The organism is Lentzea sp. NPDC059081, from assembly GCF_042738015.1.
In the GTDB taxonomy this organism is placed as follows: domain Bacteria; phylum Actinomycetota; class Actinomycetes; order Mycobacteriales; family Pseudonocardiaceae; genus Lentzea.
Genome location: NZ_JBHYGW010000003.1, coordinates 165,215 through 187,651, shown reverse-complemented (window position 1 = coordinate 187,651; position 22,437 = coordinate 165,215). Strand labels below are relative to the sequence as shown.

General features: G+C 67.5%; 16 protein-coding genes. 13 read left to right on the top strand and 3 right to left on the bottom strand.

Annotation, left to right across the window (positions count from 1 at the left end):
* Window positions 1-205: 205 nt before the first annotated feature.
* The 6 genes from sucC (at window position 206) to purH (ending at window position 7,094) form a co-directional block, all read left to right on the top strand.
* Window positions 206-1,372 carry an ADP-forming succinate--CoA ligase subunit beta gene (sucC, locus tag ACFWV3_RS08420; RefSeq protein WP_382409741.1) on the top strand — a complete coding sequence of 389 codons (1,167 nt, stop codon included), beginning with the start codon at window positions 206-208 and terminating at the stop codon, window positions 1,370-1,372.
* A 5-nt stretch (window positions 1,373-1,377) separates the two neighbouring features.
* Window positions 1,378-2,265 (top strand): succinate--CoA ligase subunit alpha, encoded by an 888-nt coding sequence (sucD, locus tag ACFWV3_RS08415; protein ID WP_382409739.1) that lies wholly within the window; start codon window positions 1,378-1,380, stop codon window positions 2,263-2,265.
* A 197-nt stretch (window positions 2,266-2,462) separates the two neighbouring features.
* Window positions 2,463-3,188: a DUF5336 domain-containing protein gene (locus tag ACFWV3_RS08410; protein WP_382409737.1), complete on the top strand. Its 726-nt coding sequence runs from the start codon at window positions 2,463-2,465 to the stop codon at window positions 3,186-3,188.
* Window positions 3,189-3,302: 114 nt separating this feature from the next.
* Window positions 3,303-4,826 (top strand): DUF6350 family protein, encoded by a 1,524-nt coding sequence (locus tag ACFWV3_RS08405; RefSeq protein WP_382409735.1) that lies wholly within the window; start codon window positions 3,303-3,305, stop codon window positions 4,824-4,826.
* A gap of 67 nt (window positions 4,827-4,893) precedes the next feature.
* Window positions 4,894-5,514, top strand: a complete 621-nt coding sequence (gene purN, locus ACFWV3_RS08400) for a phosphoribosylglycinamide formyltransferase (RefSeq protein ID WP_382410468.1) — start codon at window positions 4,894-4,896, stop codon at window positions 5,512-5,514.
* The gene (purH, locus tag ACFWV3_RS08395; RefSeq protein WP_382409733.1) at window positions 5,511-7,094 is read left to right on the top strand and encodes a bifunctional phosphoribosylaminoimidazolecarboxamide formyltransferase/IMP cyclohydrolase; all 1,584 of its coding nucleotides are present in this window, start codon (window positions 5,511-5,513) and stop codon (window positions 7,092-7,094) included. Before purN ends, purH begins: the two co-directional genes overlap by 4 nt.
* Before the next feature lie 52 nt (window positions 7,095-7,146).
* Here the strand turns inward: purH and ACFWV3_RS08390 are convergent, their stop codons facing one another.
* Window positions 7,147-7,839 carry a hypothetical protein gene (locus ACFWV3_RS08390; RefSeq protein ID WP_382409731.1) on the bottom strand — a complete coding sequence of 231 codons (693 nt, stop codon included), beginning with the start codon at window positions 7,837-7,839 and terminating at the stop codon, window positions 7,147-7,149.
* Between the two features lie 225 nt (window positions 7,840-8,064).
* Here ACFWV3_RS08390 and ACFWV3_RS08385 point away from each other — a divergent pair, with 225 nt between their 5' ends.
* Genes ACFWV3_RS08385 through ACFWV3_RS08375 form a run of 3 tightly spaced genes read left to right on the top strand, consistent with a single transcriptional unit; the run spans window position 8,065 to window position 13,772 of the window.
* Complete coding sequence (locus ACFWV3_RS08385; protein WP_382409729.1) at window positions 8,065-8,919, top strand: hypothetical protein; 855 nt, start codon at window positions 8,065-8,067, stop codon at window positions 8,917-8,919.
* Window positions 8,916-10,418 carry a DNA polymerase Y family protein gene (locus tag ACFWV3_RS08380; RefSeq protein WP_382409727.1) on the top strand — a complete coding sequence of 501 codons (1,503 nt, stop codon included), beginning with the start codon at window positions 8,916-8,918 and terminating at the stop codon, window positions 10,416-10,418. The genes ACFWV3_RS08385 and ACFWV3_RS08380 overlap by 4 nt, the downstream gene beginning before the upstream one ends.
* A 60-nt stretch (window positions 10,419-10,478) precedes the next feature.
* The gene (locus ACFWV3_RS08375; RefSeq protein WP_382409725.1) at window positions 10,479-13,772 is read left to right on the top strand and encodes an error-prone DNA polymerase; all 3,294 of its coding nucleotides are present in this window, start codon (window positions 10,479-10,481) and stop codon (window positions 13,770-13,772) included.
* A gap of 3 nt (window positions 13,773-13,775) precedes the next feature.
* Here the strand turns inward: ACFWV3_RS08375 and ACFWV3_RS08370 are convergent, their stop codons facing one another.
* Window positions 13,776-14,492 (bottom strand): hypothetical protein, encoded by a 717-nt coding sequence (locus ACFWV3_RS08370; RefSeq protein WP_382409723.1) that lies wholly within the window; start codon window positions 14,490-14,492, stop codon window positions 13,776-13,778.
* Between the two features lie 266 nt (window positions 14,493-14,758).
* On the opposite strand from ACFWV3_RS08370, the gene ACFWV3_RS08365 reads away from it, so the two are divergent.
* The 4 genes from ACFWV3_RS08365 (at window position 14,759) to ACFWV3_RS08350 (ending at window position 18,009) form a co-directional block, all read left to right on the top strand.
* Complete coding sequence (locus tag ACFWV3_RS08365; RefSeq protein WP_382409721.1) at window positions 14,759-15,613, top strand: Scr1 family TA system antitoxin-like transcriptional regulator; 855 nt, start codon at window positions 14,759-14,761, stop codon at window positions 15,611-15,613.
* 17 nt (window positions 15,614-15,630) lie between these two features.
* Window positions 15,631-15,840, top strand: a complete 210-nt coding sequence (locus tag ACFWV3_RS08360) for a DUF397 domain-containing protein (RefSeq protein ID WP_382410467.1) — start codon at window positions 15,631-15,633, stop codon at window positions 15,838-15,840.
* A gap of 157 nt (window positions 15,841-15,997) precedes the next feature.
* The gene (locus ACFWV3_RS08355) at window positions 15,998-16,189 is read left to right on the top strand and encodes a hypothetical protein (protein WP_382409719.1); all 192 of its coding nucleotides are present in this window, start codon (window positions 15,998-16,000) and stop codon (window positions 16,187-16,189) included.
* A gap of 2 nt (window positions 16,190-16,191) precedes the next feature.
* The gene (locus ACFWV3_RS08350) at window positions 16,192-18,009 is read left to right on the top strand and encodes an aKG-HExxH-type peptide beta-hydroxylase (RefSeq protein WP_382409717.1); all 1,818 of its coding nucleotides are present in this window, start codon (window positions 16,192-16,194) and stop codon (window positions 18,007-18,009) included.
* An 8-nt stretch (window positions 18,010-18,017) separates the two neighbouring features.
* Here ACFWV3_RS08350 and fxsT read toward each other — a convergent pair whose 3' ends face one another.
* Entirely contained in the window at window positions 18,018-22,436 is a 4,419-nt protein-coding gene (gene fxsT, locus ACFWV3_RS08345) for an FxSxx-COOH system tetratricopeptide repeat protein (protein ID WP_382409715.1), read from the bottom strand.
* Between the last annotated feature and the right edge of the window lies 1 nt (window position 22,437).

Genomic DNA, 22,437 nt, shown 5'->3' with positions numbered 1-22,437 from the left:
ATAGGGCCGAGAGATTGCTTCTCCCTATAACGCGCGTACGCGTGATCGACCTCACCGCCGTTGAGACCGACCTCACCGGTGGTGACGTGCGAGCGGTACCCGCAGGTCGATAGTGTCTGGGCCCAGCCGCGTCAAGTGGGTTCGCACGGCCCCTTGAGGACCACCCAGGCGCGGTGTTCCGACACCGACGTCGCAGGAGACCCGAGTGGACCTGTACGAGTACCAGGCGAAGGACCTCTTCGCCGCCCACGGCGTCCCGGTACTGCCGGGCGATGTGGCCACCAACCCCGCCGACGCCAAGGCCATCGCCGCGCAGTTCGGCCAGGCAGTCGTCGTCAAGGCCCAGGTCAAGACCGGCGGCCGCGGCAAGGCCGGCGGTGTGAAGCTCGCTTCCACCGCCGAGGAGACCGAGGAGAAGGCGAAGGCCATCCTCGGCCTCGACATCAAGGGGCACATCGTTCACCGCGTGCTGGTGACGCCCGCCTCCGACATCGCGGAGGAGTACTACTTCTCCTTCCTCCTCGACCGCGCCAACCGCACCTTCCTCGCCATGGCGAGCGTCGAGGGCGGCATGGACATCGAGGAGGTCGCGGCCACCAAGCCCGAGGCCCTCGCGAAGATCCACATCGACGCCATCCAGGGCGTCGACCACGCCAAGGCCACCGAGATCGCCGACGCCGCGAACTTCCCGGCCGAGGTCAAGGACCAGGTCGTCGACACCATCGTGAAGCTCTGGGAGACCTTCGTCTCCGAGGACGCCACGCTCGTCGAGGTCAACCCGCTGGTCCGCGACCCCGAGGGCAAGATCATCGCCCTCGACGGCAAGGTCACGCTGGACGAGAACGCCGACTTCCGCCACCCGGCCCACGCCGAGCTGGTCGACAAGGCGGCCGAGAACCCCCTCGAGGCCAAGGCCAAGGAGAAGGAGCTCAACTACGTCAAGCTCGACGGCGAGGTCGGCATCATCGGCAACGGCGCCGGTCTCGTGATGTCCACGCTGGACGTCGTGGCGTACGCCGGTGAGCAGTACGGCGTGAAGCCCGCGAACTTCCTCGACATCGGCGGCGGCGCGTCCGCCGAGGTCATGGCGAACGGCCTGGACGTCATCCTCGGCGACGAGGCCGTCCGTTCGGTGTTCGTCAACGTCTTCGGCGGCATCACCGCGTGCGACGCCGTGGCCAACGGCATCGTGAAGGCGCTGGAGATCCTCGGCGACTCGGCCACCAAGCCGCTCGTCGTCCGCCTCGACGGCAACAACGTGGAGGAGGGCCGCGCGATCCTCGCCGAGGCCAACCACCCGCTGGTGACCGTTGTCGACACGATGGACAACGCGGCCGCCAAGGCCGCCGAGCTCGCGGCTGCGGGGGTCTGAGAACGATGGCTATCTTCCTCAACGAGAACAGCAAGGTCATCGTCCAGGGCATGACCGGTGCCGAGGGCACCAAGCACACCAAGCGCATGCTCGCGTCCGGCACGAACATCGTCGGTGGTGTGAACCCGCGCAAGGCGGGCGAGAAGGTCGACTTCGACGGCACCGTCCTCCCGGTCTTCGGCACCGTCAAGGAGGCCATGGAGGCCACCGGCGCGAACGTGACCGTGATCTTCGTCCCGCCGGCCTTCTCCAAGGCCGCCGTGGTCGAGGCGATCGACGCCGAGATCGAGCTGGCCGTCGTCATCACCGAGGGCATCCCGGTGCACGACACCGCCTACTTCTGGGCGCACGCCGTCGCGACCGGCAACAAGACCCGCATCATCGGCCCGAACTGCCCCGGCATCATCAGCCCCGGCAAGTCGAACGCCGGCATCATCCCCGCGAACATCGCGGGCAGCGGCAAGATCGGCCTCGTGTCGAAGTCGGGCACGCTGACCTACCAGATGATGCACGAGCTGCGGGACTTCGGTTTCTCCACCGCGATCGGCATCGGCGGCGACCCGATCATCGGCACCACGCACATCGACGCCCTGGAGGCCTTCGAGGCCGACGAGGAGACCGTCGCGATCGTGATGATCGGTGAGATCGGCGGCGACGCCGAGGAGCGCGCGGCCGCGTACATCAAGGAGAACGTGACCAAGCCGGTCGTCGGCTACGTCGCGGGCTTCACCGCCCCCGAGGGCAAGACGATGGGCCACGCCGGCGCGATCGTCTCCGGCTCGGCGGGCACCGCGCAGGCGAAGAAGGAGGCCCTCGAGGCCGCCGGCGTCAAGGTCGGCAAGACGCCGTCCGAGACCGCCGAGCTGATGCGCGAGATCATGAAGGGTCTCTGACCAGCGCGTGGGCGCCGTCCTCGCGCGGACGGCGGACATGAACTCGCACCAAGAGCACCCCTGAGGGCCGGAATCCGAGTACTTTCGGAGTCCGGCCCTCGCTCGTATGGCGGAACCAAGATGATCCGGTCACCGTCTGAGCAAGCGAGTCGGCTAGCGTCTTTCAGAATCACTCAGTCGGAGGAGGAGACCTCGACATGTCCGTGCCTTACGGCGCACCCCAACAGCAGCCGCCGGGTCCGGCACAGCACCAGGCACCTCACCAGGCCCCTGGCGCCCCCGGCGCCAACAGCATCAACCTCAGCCTGATCCTCCCGCTGGTCGCCGCGGGCCTCGGCCTCGTCGCGTACCTCGTCGCGTTCGCGGACGACGTCAACGGCAACGTCACGTACCTGCTCGCGGCTGGCCTGCTCGCCGGGCTCTCGGTGCTGCCGAACGTGCCCAGGGGCTTCGTGCCGGTCGCCGCGGTCCTCGCGGCCGTGCAGACCCTGCTGCAGCTGCAGGGCATCATCAAGGTGTCGTCCGTGCAGGGCCTCGACATCGTGCTGCTCATCGTGGCGCTGCTGGAGACGGCGGCGATCGTGCTGACGTTCCTGCTCGCCGAGGGCATCGTGAAGTTCGAGCCGAAGCCCGCCAACCCGTACGCGGGTCAGCAGCAGGGGCAGCCCGGTGGCTGGAACCCGCAGAGCGGCGCGTTCCCGCAGCAGCAGGCCGCGCAGCACCCGCAGTCCGGTGCGTTCCCGGCGCAGCCGCAGGCCGCCCCGCAGCAGTCGTTCGGGCAGCAGTCCTTCGGCCAGCAGCCGCAGCAGCCCGCGCAGCAGCAGCCGGGTCAGCCGCCGCAGCAGACCAGCTTCATGCCGCAGCCCGGCCAGTTCGGCTCGCCGGGCACGCCGCCCGGTGGCTTCGGCGGACCGCAGCAGTAAGACCGTTTTTCACTTCAGGGGTGGTGCCGGACGAGTCCGGCACCACCCCTGTCGCATTACCCGGCGTGCCTGACCCGGATGGCTCAGCCGGCCTGACACAGTGGAGAAGTGCCCGTGCTGCAACGCGATGTGACCCGCGAGGTCACCACCGTGCGTCCGCCGGAGTTCTCGCGGTCCGAGCGGGTGCGAGTGCTCGTCGCGGCCGCGGTCGGGTCGGTGGTCGTCGGGTACGCGGCGGTGGCCGCCGTTCTCGCGCTGGTCTCCGCGACGGCGACGTACGCCGAGTTCTCCACCTCCGGGGTGCTCAGCGCCGCCGCGCCCGCGTGGCTGGCCGCGCACCACGTGCCGTTGCGCTTCGACGCGGGCCAGCTCGGCGTGCTGCCGTTGCTGCCGACCGCGTTGCTGATGCTGCTGGTCGGACGCACCGCCGCCGGTGCCGCCGACCGCCTCGGACTGTACGAACCGCTGCAGGCGCGCGGGGTCGTGCTGAGCATCGCCGGCGCGCACGCCGTGGTCGGCGGCGCGATCGCGTTGATCATGGGTGACGGTGTCGTGCGCGCCACGCCGGCCGTCGCGTTCTTCGGCTGCGCCGCGGTGTCCGCACTGGCCGCGACGATCGGCGTCGCCCGCCGCTGCGGCCTGGTCGAGGTGGTGTTCGACAAGCTCGACCCGGTGGCGCTGCACGGGTTGCGCGCCGGGATCATGGCGTTGTTCGCGCTGATCAGCGCGGGTGCGCTGGCCGTGGCGGCCGGGCTCGCGATCTCGTGGCCCACCACGAGCGGGCTCTTCGCGGAGGCGGGGCCGTCGGTCGGTGTCGGCCTCGGCGTGTTCCTGCTGTGCGTCGCCTACCTGCCGAACGCGATCATCGCCGGGTTCTCCTACGTCGTGGGCGCCGGGTTCTCGCTGGGCGGGGTCGAGGTCTCGCCGACGCGGTTCGTCGGCGGTCCGGTGCCGCCGGTGCCGCTGCTGGCCTCGATGCCCGAGAGCAAGGTCGTCTGGAGCCCGGTCGTGCTGGTGGCCGGTGCCGCGATCGGCGTGCTGGTCGGGTGGACCTGCCGGAAGGTGTCCGACCGGCCGACGTCGAGGTTCCGCGCGGTCCTGGTCGCCGCCGTGACCGCCGCCGTGGGCAGTCTCGTGCTCGCCGCGACGGCCGGTGGGCGGCTCGCGTCCGGCGCGTTCGACCCGGTCACGGTGCCCGCGGGCCTGCTCGCGCTGCTCGTCGCGCTCTGGGTGCTGGTGCCGGGTGCGCTGGTCGCCTGGCTGGCCGGCAACCGCGTGCAGCCCGCGGTGGCGGACGGCGAGTCCGAGTTCGTCGAGCCCGAGTTCGTCGAGGAGGCCGCCGACCCGGACGTCGTGTTCGAGGACGACGAGCTGACCGACGAGTTCGAGCAGCTGGAGGTCGTCGACGCCGACGAGTTCGAGGTCGAGGAGGACCTCGAGGACGACTACTACGACGAGTACGAGTACGACGAAGACCTCGTCGAGGACGAAGAAGACGACGAGGAAGTCGACGAGGAAGAACCCCTCGAGGACGAGGCGGAGGAACCCGCCGACAACGAGGAAGACCTCGACGCGGAGTTCGACGAGATGCTCGGCATGGAGGCCGAGGAGGACCTGGACGGCAAGCCCGAACGGTGACGTCATAGGCTGCCCCTGAGCTGCTGCAACACCGCCGCACAGACCAGGCCACGCCCAGGAGTAGACGCTGAGCACCGAACTTCGGCTTCCCGCACCGGCGCGCGTCGTCGTACTCGTCTCCGGTTCCGGAACCCTCATGCAGGCGTTGCTGGACGCCCGCGACCTCCCGATCGAGGTGGTCGCCGTCGGCGCCGACCGCGAGAACATCGAGGGCTTCAAGCGCGCCGAACGCGCCGGGGTGCCGCACTTCGCCGTGAAGCTGCGCGACCACGCCGACCGCGCCGCCTGGGACGCCGCCCTGACCGAGGCCGTCGCGTCCTACGAGCCCGACCTCGTCGTGTCGGCCGGTTTCATGAAGATCATCGGCGAGCGGTTCCTCGCCCGCTTCGGCGGCCGGATGATCAACACCCACCCCGCGCTGCTGCCCGCCTTCCCCGGCGCGCACGGGGTCCGCGACGCGCTGGACTACGGCGTGCGCGTCACCGGGTCGACCGTGCACCTCGTGGACGCGGGCGTCGACACCGGGCCGATCCTCGCGCAGGAGGCCGTGGTCGTCGAACCCGGCGACACCGAGGAGACCCTGCACGAACGCATCAAGGTCGTCGAACGCCGGCTGCTCGTCGAGACGGTCGGCAGGCTGGCCCGCGAGGGCTGCACCGTGAACGGACGAAAGGTGAGCATTCCGTGACGACTCCTGGGACCACTCCTGCCGAGAGGCGACCGGTCCGCCGGGCCCTGATCGGGGTCTCCGACAAGGCCGGCCTGCTGGAACTGGCCACCGGCCTGCACGCGGCCGGAGTCGAGATCGTGTCCACCGGCGGCACCGCGAAGGTGCTCGCCGACGCGGGCGTCCCCGTGACGCCGGTCGAGCAGGTCACCGGGTTCCCCGAGTGCCTCGACGGCCGGGTGAAGACGCTGCACCCGCGCGTGCACGCCGGTCTGCTGGCCGACCTGCGCAAGGACTCGCACGTCGAGCAGCTGCGCGAGATGGACATCGCGCCGTTCGACCTGCTGGTCGTGAACCTGTACCCGTTCACGCAGACCGTCGCGTCGGGCGCGTCCCAGGACGACTGCGTGGAGCAGATCGACATCGGCGGCCCCGCGATGGTCCGCGCGTCGGCGAAGAACCACGCGAACGTGGCGGTCGTCGTCGACCCGGCGCGCTACGACTGGGTGCTGGAGAACGTCCGCGAGGGCGGCTTCACCCTGGCCGACCGGCAGCGGCTGGCCGCGGACGCGTTCCGCCACACCGCTTCGTACGACGTGGCCGTTGCCTCGTGGATGGGCAACGCGCTGGCGCCGGACGACGAGGGCAGCGGCTTCCCCGGCTGGGTCGGCGCGACCTGGAACCGGTCGAACGTGCTGCGCTACGGCGAGAACCCGCACCAGCACGCCGCCCTGTACGTGCAGGGTGACGGCCGCGTGGGCCTGGCGTCGGCGAAGCAGTTGCACGGCAAGGAGATGTCGTACAACAACTACCTCGACGGCGACGCCGCGTGGCGTGCCGCGTGGGACCACGAGCGCCCGTGCGTCGCGATCATCAAGCACGCGAACCCGTGCGGCATCGCGGTGTCCGACGTGAGCATCGCGGACGCGCACCGCAAGGCGCACGAGTGCGACCCGGTCAGCGCGTTCGGCGGCATCATCGCGGCCAACCGCGAGGTCACCGTGGAGATGGCCGAGTTCGTCTCGGAGATCTTCACCGAGGTGATCATCGCTCCGTCCTACGCGGACGGTGCGGTGGAGGTGTTGCAGCGCAAGAAGAACGTGCGCATCCTCGTCGCCGAGGCACCTCAGCGCGGTGGCGCCGAGATGCGTCCGGTGTCCGGCGGTCTGCTGCTGCAGCAGCGCGACGCCATCGACGCCGACGGCGACGCGCCGGCGAACTGGACCCTGGCGTGCGGCAAGCCCGCGGACGAGAAGACGCTGGCGGACCTGGAGTTCGCGTGGCGCGCCATCCGCGCGGTGAAGTCCAACGCGATCCTGCTGGCGGATGACGGCGCGACCGTCGGCGTCGGCATGGGCCAGGTCAACCGGGTCGACTCGTCGCACCTCGCGGTGAAGCGCGCGGGTGAGCGGGCCCAGGGCGCGGTGGCCGCGTCGGACGCGTTCTTCCCGTTCCCGGACGGCCTCGAGGTGCTGCTGGAGGCCGGCGTGCGCGCGGTCGTGCAGCCCGGTGGCTCGGTGCGCGACCCCGAGGTGATCGCGAAGGCCGAGCTGGCCGGTGTGACGCTGTACCTGACGGGCACGCGACACTTCGCCCACTGAGTCTCGTTGTACGAGGGGGGCCGCTTCCGTCGGGGGAGCGGCCCCTCGTCGTTCAGAGCTTCCCGACCATCTCCTCCGCGACCCCCTTGGCGGCGGCTTCGAGTTCCGCGGGATCAGGTCGGGTGTTGGTGAGCAGGCCCGCGTCCCAGCCGGAGTGGTCGATCTCGACGATCAGCTCACCCTTGCGCACGAGGACCGTCATCTCGGTGAAGGACGACTTCGTCTCCACCAGGATCGCCACGGCCTCGTCACCGAGACCGTCGACCGGCTTCCGCATCGGCGTTCCCTGGAGGTTCGCCATGTGCATCGAGATGGACCTGCTGAACGCGGACTCGGCGTCCTTGCCCTCGTCGGTGACGGAGACGTCGGTGGTGCGGAGGCCGGAGCCGTCGACGCCCTTCGTCTGGTTCCACGAGCAGGTGGTGCGCGTTCCCTTCGACAGCTTCGTCTCGCGCGAGGCGAGACCGTTCGGGTTCGTCGTGCGCGCCTTGGCCAGCGTTGCCTCGGAGACGTTGCCGCACAACGCGGGCAGCTTGTCGGAACGTTTGTCCTCACCGCTGTCGGCGTTGACGCCGAGGTAGCGCGCGCCGAGCGCGATGACGCCGCCGAGCACCAGAACGCCGACGGCGACGGCGATGAGCAGCGGGAGCCTGCTCTTCAGAGGCGGTTCCTCCCAGGCTGGCGGTGTGTGCCAGTGCGGCTGCTGCGGCCATCCGGGTGACTGACCCGGTGGTGGTCCGTTCACGATTTCCCCAGTTCCCCAGTAGTGCTCCGGGCACCGTAGAGGACCTTCCGGGCTCGTGTGGCCATGTCCACCAAAAGGGTGACGTTCTGGCGTTGACACAGGGGTGTGCCCACGCGCTACGATCATCTCGTTCGTTCGAACAAGAGTTCGAATAAGCAAGTCGCCGAACTTCCCACGGCGGCCGTGCACAGGGGTGCGCACGGTCTTCCGAGGGAGGTGGGTGGAGTGTCCAGGTCGGCAACGGCGTCGTTGGCCGCGCTCGGGGTGAACCCGGCCAGCGAGCTGACCAGCACCACCACCGACCACACCACGGGGCGGGTCCTGCCGGTTCGCGGGGAACTGGCGGGCCTGCTGCCGTGGGGCGGCTTGCGGCGAGGCAGCACGGTGTCGGTGGGCGGATCGACATCGTTGCTGCTCGCCCTGCTCGCGGGCGCGACCGCGGACGGCTGCTGGGCCGCCGTGGTGGGCCTGCCGCAGGTGGGCGTGCTGGCCGCGGCCGAGCTCGGGGTCTCGGTGCAGCGGCTGGCACTCGTCCCACACCCCGGCTCCGACCCGGGCCCGGTCATCGCGGCCCTGCTGGACGGCATCGACCTGGTGGCCGTCGCCTGCCCACTTCCACCCGCCCTGGCCCGCCGCCTCACCGCCAGAGCCCGCCAACGCCGCACGGTGCTGATCGCCTTCGGCACCTGGCCTGCGGCCGACGTGGAGCTGACAGCGGAGTCGGTGCGCTGGAACCCGTTGGACGACGGCGCCGAAACCCTGCGACGTCAACAGATCAGCGTGCGCACCAGCGGCCGGGGCGCAGCAGGCCGCGGCAAGCACGTGGTGCTGACCTTCGGCCCGTCAGACGACATCGAGCTCCCGCTGGTGGCCGGCGACCCGGCCCGCCCCGACGAGCCGGCTGATGCCGGTCCGGAGCGGGTCGACGAACTGGCCGCCAGACGGGTGGACACCGCAAGTCAGCCAGGAGCGAGACGGTCCTTCGACGCCGCAGGACCGCGCTCCCTGGCGGAAGCCCTGGGTGCACCGTTGGCCGTGCTCGCGTCCACCACCCCTCAAGGCCCGGAGCCGTCCCGGTGAAGGACACCCGCCTCCTCGCGGTCTGGTGCCCCGACTGGCCCGTGGTCGCCGCCTGCACCGCTACCAACACCTCCCACCACATCCCGGTGGCGGTCGTGGACGGCAACGAGATCGTGGCCACCTCCGCCGTCGCTCGTGCCGAAGGCATCCGCGGGGCGATGCGCAAACGCCTGGCCGAGTCGATGTGCCCCGAACTGGTCATCTTCGACCACGACCCGCAGCGCGACGCCCGCTTCTTCGAGCCGGTCGCCGAGGCCGTCGAAGAGCTCGCCCCCGGCATCGAGGTCGTCCACCCCGGCCTGGTCGCGGTGCCGGCACGGGGTCCGGTCGGCTACTTCGGATCCGCAGACCAGGCCGCCGAACGCCTCGTCGACCACATCGCCGCCCGCGCGAACGTCGAAGCCCAGGTCGGCGTGGCCGACAGCCTCTTCGCCGCCACGAAGGCCGCGCACCGCAACCTGATCGTGCCGCCCGGCCGGACCGCGGAGTTCCTCAAGCCGCTGGGCGTGCACGAGCTCGACGCGCCGGAGCTGGTCGACCTGCTCAGAAGGCTCGGCCTGAAAACGCTCGGCGCGTTCGCGGACGTCCCCGAGAACGCCGTCGCGTCGCGGTTCGGCGGCCCCGCGACGAGGCAGCACCGCCTCGCCCGCGGCCTGCCCGAACGGCCGCTCGACAAGCGCAAGCCGGCGCCCGAGCTCGCGGTGCGGGAGACCTTCGACGACCCGGTCGACCGCATCGACGCGGCCGCGTTCGCCGCGAAGCTCCTGTCCGAGCGGCTGCACGAGAACCTGGCGGCCAGAAGTCTGGCCTGCACGCGCCTCGGCATCCACGCCCGCACCGAGAACGACGAGGAGCTGCACCGCGTGTGGCGGGCCGCGGAACCGTTGACACCACGGGGAATCGCCGACCGCGTGCGCTGGCAGCTCGACGGCTGGCTCACCCGCGAGCGCCTCACCTCGGGCATCAGGACGCTCACGCTCGAACCGGTCGAGGTCGTCAACGGCACGGCGTTGCAGCTCGGGTTGTGGGGCCACGACGACGAACGCGCGGTGCGAGCACTCCTGCACGTCCAGGGCCTGCTCGGTCCCGACGGCGTGCTCACGCCCGTGATCGACGGCGGTCGAGGACCGAAGGAGCAGGTCAAGCTCGTGCCGTGGGGCGACGAACGAACGCCGGGCAGGAACCCCGACCACCCGTGGCCGGGCCGCCTCACCAGGGCGCCCGCGACGCTCGCCGACGACCCGGCCGAGCTCCAGGACGCGCGCGGCGGCGACATCGGCGTCACCGGCCGCCTCGAGCTCACCGCCCAGCCGAAAAAGCTGACCGTCAAAGGAAAGAAGCACGAAGTGCGCGCGTGGGCCGGACCGTGGGCGGTCGACGAGCGGTGGTGGGCGCCGGACCCGCACCGGGCCGCGCGCGTGCAGGTGCAGACGAACGAGCAGGCGTTCTTGCTGATCCGCAGGAACGAGAAGTGGTTTCTGGAAGGGGTGTACGACTGATGCAAGACGAGTACTGGGACCTGCTGGAGACGTTGATCCCGTTGCCGCGCAAGGAAGCCGATGGGCTGGAATAACCCGCCGGTCCGCTGGAAGGAGCTGGAGCGCGCCCTTTCCGGCAAACCGGTCGAGCAGAACCCCGACGGCGGCGACAGCCCGGCGTGGTCACGGCACCGCGACAGGTACACCGCCCCGCCGGGCTTCGAGCTGCGCGTCGACGAGAGCGCCATCACCCGCAAACGCGTGCCGTACGCGGAACTGCACTGCCACTCCAACTTCAGCTGGCTCGACGGCGCGAGCCACCCCGAAGAACTGGTCGAGGAAGCGCAACGGCTCAAGCTCGACGCCATCGCGATCACCGACCACGACGGCATGTACGGCGTGGTCCGGTTCGCCGAGGCGGCCAAGGAACTGGGGATGCATACGGTGTTCGGCGCCGAGCTCAGCATCGGCCTGGACAGACCGGCCAACGGCGAACCTGATCCCGAGGGCGACCACCTGCTCCTCCTGGCCCGCAAGCAAGAGGGCTACCACGCGTTGTGCCGCACGCTCACCACCGGCCACCTCCACGAAGGCGCGGAGAAGGGCAAACCCGTCTACGACGTCGACCAGATCGTCGAGGACACCAGGGGCGAGGTCGTGGTGCTGACGGGCTGCCGCAAGGGAACCGTGCGCAGGGCCCTGACCAGGGAAGGTCCGGAAGCGGCGTTCCAGGAGATCGTCAAGCTCACCGACATGTTCGGCAAGGGACGCGTCTACGTCGAGCTGACCGACCACGGCCTGCCGGAGGACAGCAGGCGCAACGACATCCTCAACGCGATGGCGCAGCAGCTCAAACTCCCCGTCGTGGCAACGAACGCAGTGCACTACGCGACAGCGAACCGAGGCAGGCTCGCCGCCGCGATGGCCGCCGTTCGCGCCCGGAGCAGCCTGGACGACATGGCGGGATGGCTGCCGCCGTCCTCCGCCGCGTTCCTGCGCAGCGGCGAGGAGATGTTCCACCGGTTCCGCCGCTTCCCCGGCGCCGTGCACAACGCCGCACTGCTGGGCATGCAACTGGCGTTCGACCTGCGGCTGGTGGCACCGAAGCTGCCGCCGTTCGACGTACCACCCGGCCACACCGAGATCACCTGGCTGCGCGAGCTCACCTACGAGGGCGCGCGCCGGCGGTACTCCGGCCTGGAGCACGAGGAGAGGGCGTTCCGGCAGATCGAGCACGAGCTGCGGATCATCGAACAGCTCGGCTTCCCCGGCTACTTCCTCGTCGTGCACGATATCGTGGACTTCTGCAAGCGCAACGACATCCTCTGCCAGGGCAGGGGCAGCGCCGCCAACTCCGCGGTGTGCTTCGCACTCGGCATCACCAACGTCGACGCAGTCCGCTTCGACCTGCTCTTCGAACGCTTCCTGGCCCCCGCCCGCGACGGCCCTCCCGACATCGACGTCGACATCGAGTCGGACCGGCGCGAGGAGGTCATCCAGCACGTCTACGAGAAGTACGACCGCCGCCACGCGGCCCAGGTCGCGAACGTCATCACCTACCGAGCCCGTTCCGCGGTGCGTGACATGGCTCGCGCCCTGGGCCATTCACCGGGCCAGCAGGACGCGTGGAGCAAGCAGATAGACAGGTGGGGCCCGCTCAGCGTCACCACCGACGACTGCGACATCCCTCGCGACGTCCTGCGGCTGTCCGCACAACTGGGGAACTTCCCACGCCACCTGGGCATCCACTCCGGCGGCATGGTGATCTGCGACCGCGCCGTCAGCGAGGTGTGCCCGGTCGAGAAGGCACGCATGGACAAGCGCACGGTTCTGCAGTGGGACAAGGACGACTGCGCCTCCATCGGCCTGGTGAAGTTCGACCTGCTGGGCCTCGGCATGCTCTCCGCCCTGCACTACGCCATCGACCTCGTGCGCGACCACGAAGGCATTGACGTGTACATGGGGAACATCGACCTGGGGGATCAGCGCGTCTACGAGATGCTGCAGAAAGCCGACTCCGTAGGCGTTTTCCAGGTCGAAAGCCGCGCCCAGATGGCAACACTGCCGCGCCTGAAGCCGCGCAAGTTCTACGACCTGGTCGTCGAGGTCGCGCTGATCAGACCGGGCCCGATCCAGGGCGGCTCGGTGCACCCGTACATCAGGCGCCGCAACGAGACCGAGAAGTGGGACTACGACCACCCGTTGCTGGAGAACGCCCTGAAGAAGACCTACGGCGTCCCCCTGTTCCAGGAACAGCTGATGCAGATAGCGGTCGACGTAGCCGGCTTCACCGCAGCCGAAGCCGACGAACTGCGCCGAGCAATGGGCGCCAAACGCTCAACCGCCCGAATGGAACGCCTGCGCGACCGCTTCTACGAAGGCTGCGCTGTGCGCGGCATCGACCAGGACCTGGCCGGCCGCATCTACGCCAAACTCCTGGCGTTCGCGAACTTCGGCTTCCCCGAGTCCCACGCCCTGTCGTTCGCGCACCTGGTCTTCGTGAGCGCCTGGTTCAAGCTCTACCACCCGGCAGCCTTCTGCGCCGCCCTGCTGCGCGCCCAGCCGATGGGCTTCTACTCCCCGCAGTCCCTGGTGATCGACGCCCGCCGCCACGGCGTAACGGTCCACGGCCCGTGCGTGAACAACTCCCTGCCCTGGGCAGGCCTGGAACTGTCGAACGGCGCTCAAGCCGTCCGCATCGGCCTGTCCTCCGTCCGAGGAATAGGCGACGAAGACGCAGCACGAATCGTCGCTGCTGCGCCGTTCCGCGACCTGGAGGACTTCGGCACCCGAGTCCAACTCACCACAGCCCAGGTAGAAGCCCTGGCCACAGCAGGCGCCTTCACCAGCTTCGGCCTGGAACGCCGCCAGGCCCTCTGGGCAGCCGGCGCGGTGGCAGCAATCCGCCCGGACCGCCTGCCGGGGACGGTGCTGGGGGTCGACGCACCAGCGTTGCCCGGCATGGACGACGTGGAGCTGGCAGTGGCCGACGTCTGGGCCACGGGCTTGTCCCCGGACAGCTTCCCCACCCAGTTCGTACGCTCCACTTTGGACTCAATGGGTGCCCTGCCAGTGACCTCACTGCCTTCGGTCAAGCCAGGCACACGCGTCCTGATCGGCGGCGCCGTAACCCACCGCCAACGCCCCGCCACCGCCGGCGGCGTCACGTTCCTCAACATCGAGGACGAGACGGGCATGGTGAACGTCGTGTGCTCCCCAGGCCTGTGGGCCCGCTACCGCAAGGTGGCACGCAGCAGCGGCGCCATGCTCGTGCGAGGCGTCGTGGAGTCGGCAGAGGGCGTGATCAGCGTGCTGGCAGACCGCCTGCAACACCTGGACCTGCGAATCCCGTCAAAGTCGAGAGACTTCCGCTGACCCTTACATGCTCTGCGCATCGGGAACCCGACGCACGACAGGAGGCCGCAGCAACCGGATCCAGGCTTCGGTGATGGTCTCCTTGTTCAACACCTCCACTCGCCTGTACGTCTTGGCCTGGCTGGCTTCGCCGTGCCGGATGACGTCGTCGAAGAACCAAGCAGACCCGATGACCGCCAAGACCGCAGGGGAGTTCTTCAGCGAACCGCGGAGCACGTCGGCGTCGAGCAGCCGAAACGTGTGATTGATCGCCGATCCGGCAACACCGTGCTGGTCGTAGTTGACCTCACCCGCGTGCAGCGCCAGCCGAAGTCGTATCCGCTCCCGAGCCGGATGAGCACGGTTGTGCAGCGACAACGCCTCGACGAGGGCGGTGGGCAGGTGGTCGGCCAACAACCTCTTGCGCACATTCGCGGGAACGAGGACCAGCACCCCGTCGCCTCGGTCCTCGTGCTGACATGACTGCCATGGAATGTATGCAGTGTCGAAGGCAGCCCGCATCGCCTCGTACATCCCGTGCCGGATGCGCACCTGGATGTCGTTCCGGTCGTGCTGCCCGAAGCCCACAATGTCGGCTGCGACGATCGTGCAGTGCGCCGTGGTGAGAGTGAGCCCGTCGGTCCCGACCTGCAGAAAGTCGCCATTCCCCCTGCGATGCACCAGCTCTGGTGAACCTTGTGCGTCCGGACTTCGTGGCTCGGGCACGGAACTGTTCATCATCGGCTCTCCCCTATGGCCTCGGCACCGCAAGGTGTTGTGGCGTCGTATGTCGACTGACAACCCCGTGGCACACGGTTCGGCTCGCACAGGCGGAGACAGAGCACTCCGAGGAGCCATCGCGGTTGACTGATGAGTCACCTGCAACGGTAAGGTGCCGCTCCATGCATGCGCTACGGTAACCCTGTGATTTACTGGTTACCGTAACCGGTTGGTCTAACCGTGCACTGCAAGCGTGCGCGGCCTCTGAAGCGGCTGAGGAGAGGCTCGTGTCGTCGTCGCCTGTCGTCGCAGCATGGGAGCTCGCGCTCCGGCTTCGGCAGCGTCGCGACGAGATGGGCATCGAGGTCAAGACGATCACTCAGCGGCTGGGCTTCACGCGCAACTACTGGTCCGCTGTGGAGAACGAGCGCAAGATCCTCTCTGAAGAGAGTCTGATCAAGCTCATCGACCTGCTGGAGTACGACGAGGAGGAGCGGCGGGAGCTGCTGGCACTCCGACTGGTGGCGAAAGAGCGTGGATGGTGGATGCGGTATGGCGGGGTGCTCAGCAGCGACCTCCAACGCTTGATCGGGCTTGAAGCCGGCGCCGACAGCGTCCGGTACTACGAAAGCCTGTTGATTCCAGGACTTCTGCAGACAGCGGAGTACGCCCGCGCGCTGATGATCCCGTCCGTCACGGAACGTCGGGTCGAGGTCGATCATCGGGTGGAAGTTCGTCTTCATCGGCAGAAACGGATATTCGGCGACAATCCCATGGGGATGACCGCCATCATCAGCGAGGCCGCACTTCGGCAGGAAATTGGGGGCCAGGCTGTTCATCGCGCACAACTTGCGGAACTCAAGCGCATCATCGAAGAGTGTCCGAACGTTGAGGTGCGAATCGTGCCTTTCAGTGCGACGGCGTGCGGTCTGTTCGGTGCGGCCACGACCCACTTGATCGACTTTGCGAATTCACGCCTGCCGACTGTGGCCTGGCAGGAAAGTGTGACCACCCGCGGCATAATCGATGCACCTGATCAGGTGAGAGATATCGCCGCCACATACGACGATGCGCTCGGGCGCACGTTGACCGTATCGAAATCATTGGAGCTGATTCGTCAGCGCATCAAGGAGCTGGATTGATCGACCAGAAGGTCTCGGTGTCGCACGACCGCTGGAGCGGGTGGTTCACGAGTAGCTACACCAATGCTTCCGGCAGTTGTGTCGAAGTCAACCTCGGCACTCGGGGTGTCTTGGTTCGTGACAGCAAGGACCGACGCGACCATCAACCAGAGCTCCGCATCTCTCGGCAAGGCTGGAGTGCGTTCCTGAACGATGTGGCAGCCCCTGGGGCGCGCACAGTCGACTGAGCACACCTGAAAACGAATATTTGTCGTCGTCGACAGGTGCGGGCGCACTTGTGTTCAAGTCAGGTGTGCGAGGGTGTCAGCCCTTCCGCAACTGCTCGCTGTTGGGTCATCATGGTGTTGCCTACTCCTACCTGGTTCGGCGTGAGGGGACAACACCATGACTTCTTCGGGGACCGAACCGGGCGTCGAATCGGGCCTGCTCGACCTCGAGCGGGTTCCGTTCACCAAATTGCGCGATCTTGACGACGAAATTCTGAGCAGTGCACTGAGCCATGTGGTGGAACGTGCTCGTCTTGTTCGTGCTCCCTACCGAAGCAGCAATTCCTCCGGTGGTGAGCGGATCGACTGATCATGACGGCCGACGCCATGTTTCACCACCTGCCTTGGCATGACTTCGACGCGTTCGCTCGTTTCGAAAGCGATGCATCGATGGTGTGTCGACTCCGCCGGGCCGAACGCAGCAGGCGCAAACTACTGCTGTACGCGCTGATCCAAGACTCCGCGAAGTCGCCGGAGTTGTACGGGCCGATGCCTCCGATCGACGACGTGCTGGAGTTGCTCGGTCGTGTCGAGCACGCGAGCCCGGCTGCGTTCGATCGGCTTCTGACGCACCCCTATACCGGAAGCTGGGCGGGTTATGCGACCCGCCTGCTCCGCGACGGCATCGATGGCATATGTCCGTTGTGGATGCATCTCGGCCACGTGCACGCGATCGCCGCCGCCTCGGCGATGAGGGCGGGCTTGAATTTCGAGATGGTGGTTCCGTTGTGGGAGGGAAATGCTTCCCTTCCATCACTCGGCGCAGCTCAGTTGCCGTTCACGTCGTCGTTCTCGGTGGCAACGGTGAGCGGCGGACCCACCAGCTACTCGGTGGCCAACGAGCTTGCCGAGGTGTCTGTGCCGCACCCCTTCAGTACGGATGCCGTCGGTTGGCGGCACGTGCGCTCACGCCGGTGCAGCTCCGGCCGCCACACGTTCGCCGTCGGTCTCGATGACATCGACCCGTATCGCGGGTTGTACGAACCAGTGCTTCCACAGCGGTTGGACACCGCCGAGGTCGCAGATTGGGGCCGGCTGCTCGATGAGGCTTGGCGGCTGATCTCATCGAGCATGCCGGACCTCGCTCCTGTTCTGTCCGAGGGCTTGAGCTCATTGGTCCCCAAACCTCGTGTGCCTTTCCAGAACCCGAGCGCTTCGACCGGCGAGGCTTTTGGCAGTGCCGTCGTGGGGCGGCCGACGGACGGGGCAGATCTGGCCGCGACGCTGATCCACGAGCTTCAGCACATCGTGCTCGGTGGAATTCTGCATCTGACCAAGCTTTACGAGAGGGATCAGCAGGAGCGGATCTACGCTCCGTGGCGGGATGATCCTCGTCCGCTGAGTGGCGTACTGCAGGGGGTTTACGCGTTCTTCGGCGTCACTGCCTTCTGGCGAGCACTTGCCGCGACAGAGACCGACGTGATCGATTACCGGGCACGGTTCGAGTTCGCGTTCTGGCGTGCGCAGGTGTGGCACACGTTGCAGGTACTCCGTGAGGACGAGACGCTCACCGATGCAGGTCGACGCTTCCTCGCCGGTATTGCCGAAGTCCTCGGTCCGTGGCAGCGAGAACCTGTGCGCGAGGACATCGCGAGATTGGCGAAAGTGGTAGCCGAAGATCATCAAGCTGGATGGAGGTTGAGGCACCTGCGTCCGGACCCTGCAGCGGTCGCCGGCTTGGTGAAGGCATGGCGAGCTGGAAGATCCATGCCGCCGATCTGGGCTGTGCAAACCGAAGTGACATCGACGCCCGTGCCAGACGGATCGTGGCCGCGCTGCCGCGCGACCTTGGTCAGGCTGAGTCTGACCGCCGCGGACCGAGCCGAGTTGGCTGCGATCTGGCCGACGGTTCCCGATGCCACCTCAGCGGACTTCGCCTATGCGGCCGGCCGATTCGAGGACGCGGCTAGGGGTTACCGCGCCGAACTGCGGACGGATCCGGACCGGCCTGCGTCCCTTGTCGGACTCGGACTCGCCCTGCGTGCCGTAGGCCCTGAGCCTGCGGCACGCGCCCTCTTGTACCGCCCGGAACTGGTCCGCGCGGTAAACCGCGAACTACGGTTTACCGCAGCTGACTCAGTAGTAGCGGAGGACGTGGCGGCCTGGATCGGGCAACTGGTCTCCGGTTAGAGCAGGAACTACATCAGGATTGGGTCGATGTCGCAGTCCGCACGTGCTCCCTTGACGGCGGCGATGGTGCCTGGGTGCGCTTCACCCAGAACCTTGCGATACCTGTCCAGGATCGGGTTGAGGTAAGGCTCGGCCTTCGCGGTTGCTCCCGTCGCGCGCAGATCGAGTCCGAGGTTGATCGCGGCTGCCAGTGTCGTGGGGTGGTTGACACCGAGCACTTGCTCGGCACGCCTAATCGCATCCTCGCCCAGAGTGACAGCCTCCGCGGTATCACCAAGTGCGGCCAGATCGCTGGCGAGATTGATGGTTGCGATGATCGCGTAGGGGTGGTTGGGGCCGATCCCTGAGCGGTAGTGCTCAAGCGCGCGCTCGTTCAGCGCGCGCGCTTCGGCCACCTCACCTCGCAAGCGCAATGTGACCGCGAGGTCGACTGTCGCGGCGAGCGTGTGAGGATGGTGTTCTCCAAGGCTGCGTCGATGCCGCTTGAACGCCTCCTCGCCGAGTGCCTTTGCAGCGGAGAGATCACCCGAATGACGAAGGTCGATCGAGTGCGCCAACGAGCAAGCCATGGTGGTCGGGTGGTCGGCGCCGTACGCCACAGTGAACCGGCCGAGGGATGCTGCCGACAGTTCCAGTGCGGTCGAGTGCTCACCGTCCTTGCGCCTGGAGACCGACAACAGGAAGCCTGAGGTCACTGTCTCCATATGGTCTTCACCGAACCGAGCCCGGTACAGGCTGCTGAGCTCTTCCTGATCGATTCGGGCCCGCATGTACTCGCCGGCTTCTCTGCGGTCAACGATCAAGGCGGCGTTGGTGGTGAAGGCCTTCGGGTGGTCAGGGCCCAGGACCTCCTTGCGCCGCTGCCATGTGCTCTCGTCGAGCTTGATCGCAGCTTGGTAGTCCCCTGCGAGGCGGAGGCTGAGCGCGTGTTGGAAGGCTGCGTTCAACGTTTCAGGGTCGTCTTCACCGAACAAGCGGTTGGACTTCGTGTAGATCTCCTCGCTCAGCTTGAGCGCTTGCGCGAAGTCCCCATTGGCACGTAGATCGAGCACGATGTTGGTCTGCACAGCAAGTGTTTCTTCGCTGTCCTCGCCGGACACTTGAATGCGGCGCTGCAGCGTGAGCTGGTTGATCCTGGCAGCCTCGGAGTATCGGCCCAAGACCCACAGGTAGAAGCCGAGCCGCTGGGCGACATCAAGGGTCTGCGGGGCAGTCGGGCCCAACTGCCGCTGGAACTGCTCGTGCGCGTACTCGGCGAACTTGGCGGCTTCCTCGTGATCAGCCCATGTGAAGAGGTAGCGCATGAGGTTGATCGCGAGTTGGCGCACCCAGTCGTCCTCGCAGTCGACGATGTCGGCCGCATAGGCGTGAGGCAGTAGTTCGCGGTAGCGCGGCCAGTGGCGAGCCGACTCGGGATCGTTCGGGTCGCGGCCGGAAAGCAGTTGGTGCGCTCCGTGCTTCATCTGCGCCTGCAACTGCGGCGCCATCACGCGTTTGCGGAGCACCAACTGGACCAACCGGTGCAGCTGAATGGTGTTGTTGCCGTGGTCGATCTTCGCGAGGCCGTAGCGGTTGATGTCTCGGATCGCTTTCGACAGCTTGATCGGGTCGCGCAGTGCCGCGTCCAGTTCCGGAGATATCGACACACCACGGCTGATGCCGGTGAACAGGTCGCGGGAGATGGGCTCCGGGGAGAAGTAAGCGCAGATGTGCAGGATCTGGTGAGCTGCTGCGTTGCGCGTCTTCAACTCGTCGAACGAGACGTTCCAGGCTGCGGCGACTGAGACCTCGTAGGCCGGCGGTGCCGAGGTGTCGAGGATTTCAGCCACGGACTCGTCGAACAGGCGCAGGTACTCGGCTACCGGCATGCCGGTCATCGCCCGCCATGCCGCCGCTTGTTCTACTGCCAGGGGAAGGTCGCCTAGTTTCTCGGCCAGCTTGTTGGCATCTTCGATGTTGATGTCCGGGCCTCGCTTGCCCAGCAGTTCGATGCTCTCTTCGCGCTCGAACACGGCAAGCTCAAGTGGCCTCGCCACGCCGGCCCAGTCGGGATTGCGGGACGTGATCAGCACTTCACCGGGGCCGTTGGTGGGGATGAAGGGGAGCACTTCTTCAGGGGTCTCCGCAGCGTCGAAGATGAGCAGCCAGCGCCGGAACGGCCGGCCGACGCGCAGCGCCTCGCGAACCGCCGGTACAGCGGTGTTCGACTCGGACGCCCCGGGCAGACCGAGTTGCCTGGCCAAGTCGGTCAGGCTGGCTCGGATCTGGGTAACCCTGGCCGCTTCGATCCACCAGATCAGGTCGTAGTCCTGGGAATGGCGGTAGACGTACTCGGTCGCCATTTGCGTCTTACCGATGCCGCCCATGCCGTGCAAAGCTGAAGGCAGCACCGCTGTGGTGCCCCCTGCTGACAAACGTTTGCCCAGCTGCTCGAGAAGTTCCCTCCTTCCGGTGAAGTTGGGATTCCGCGGCGGTACATTCCCCCAAATGGGTGGCGGGTCATCCTTCTGACGTTTGGGGAACGCGCGCGGCGAGGTTGAGCTATGGTAAGGAGAAGAGTCCACGGGCGATTCGATGGTGGCGGTATCGCCTGGCCGAGGTGAGTGGGCGTCCGTTGTAGAGGTCGCAGCGGAATCGCTGGGCTGCTCGGCCAATTTGGGTATCTCCTCGCTTGCTGTCCTGGTCAGGCTTCCCTTGATCGGTTCAGATGCGAGCAAACCCGAAGGCCCGTGTGGTCCGACCTTTTTCAGCCGATCCGCACGGGACAGGTAAGGACCGGACAAAGCCCTCATGACAGCACGCTCCAGCTCCACATCTGCTGGATTCGTACTGGCCGGTTCCGGGTCCGGGGTGTTGTGGGGGTCTGCTATGGCATCACGGATTCGTGCGAGGACAGGAAGGCGGTCCGAGAACTCAGCGGCGGCAGCCTGAACAACGCCGGCAGTCTCAGACCGCCGCGCGCCGCTGAGCAGTAGTTCTCGAACTGCCTCCGGGATGGTAAAAGCTCTGCTGTCCCGAATGAACTCGCGGTCCTCCGGACCAGCAGGGTACAACAGACGGCTCAGCAGTAATTCCGCGAGGTGCTGACTGGTTGCTTCCGGTACGAATCGTTGCCGAATAGCTTGAGCGACGTCCAAGTGCGCGGGAACCGCTGCGAGCAGAGTGGCCAGCCGCAATGCAGGCGGTGATGCTTGGCTTCGGAATTGGCGGACGTGTTCCGGCGCTGGCAGAGACTGTGTTTCCTCGGCCGAGGCGTCGTGAGTGGCGAGCAGGACCGTGCCGGTCACCGGGCTGTGGTTCTGGCCCGTGATCAGGCCGCTCCACCAGCGCAGCCACCGCGGGCGCATCTCGATCACGGGGATCGGCACGGTGTCGGGACGTGTCAGCGCGTCGGGGTTCGGTTCCAGCCAAGCGTCGGGCAGGGTGAAGGACCAGCGGCTGTTGGGTTTCACCGCGCCGTGCGCGTTGAGCTCGACCCGGTGGGTTCGCACGCGGCCGCGTTCCCAGAGCCATTGGGGGAGCAGGTGCACGATGGTGACAGGCATGGTGCGGCCCCACATCGCCAGCATCGGCAGCAGGACGTCCGGTCGCCAGCTCTCGCCCACGCCGTCGGTCAGCAGCAGGACGACTCGTCGGCCCGAGGTGTCGACGATTTCGGTGGGGTCTCGCGGGGGTGTGTCCGGGGTGCCGCCTCGCAGCACCGGGGTCGCTGAGCCGTCGGGATGCTGGACGACCTCCAGGAGGCGGATCTGGATCGTGCGGAACGCGCCGAGCTGGCCCAGCATCTCGGTGAACGCGGTGACCTGGGATTGCCACAACGTCATCAGTGGGCTGTGGTCGACCACGAGCGTGAGGTCCAGCCAGCGTTCCGACTGCGGCTTGGTCACCGGCCACCAACGACCGGTCTGCGCCACCCGGTCCGCCGTCGCCTGTTCGTCCAGGACCATCGCGTCATCGCGCCATGAACGCATCTCGCGCTTGAGCGGGCGCAGAGCGCGGAAACACGCCAGTGAGTCGATCAGCGGGGCACTGCCGGCGTACTCACCGTTGCCGCCGGGGCGGAGGAACTCGGGGACTGGGGCGAACTCCGCGCGTGCTGGCATGTCGTGTGGTGCGTGGATGGGGGCTTCGACTGGCGGAGGCTCACGATGGGGTGGTTCTTCTACCGGATCGGGTTCGATGACATCTGCAGGCGGTGGTCGCTGGACGTCTTCGGGTTCGGCGTCTTCGGGTTCTGCGGGTTCGGGCTCGATCTGCTCAGGTGCCGCGCGGTCCGGACGGGTGGACTGGACGGCGGAGGCCAGCCAGACGATGTCTCCCAGCTCGGCCCAGTCGAGATCGTCGATCACGAGGTCGGCGTTGTCGGGATGGGTGTCGGCGGTGGGAGTCCTGCCGCCGTTGCCGGGTGCGCCGCTGGGCGTGCCCATC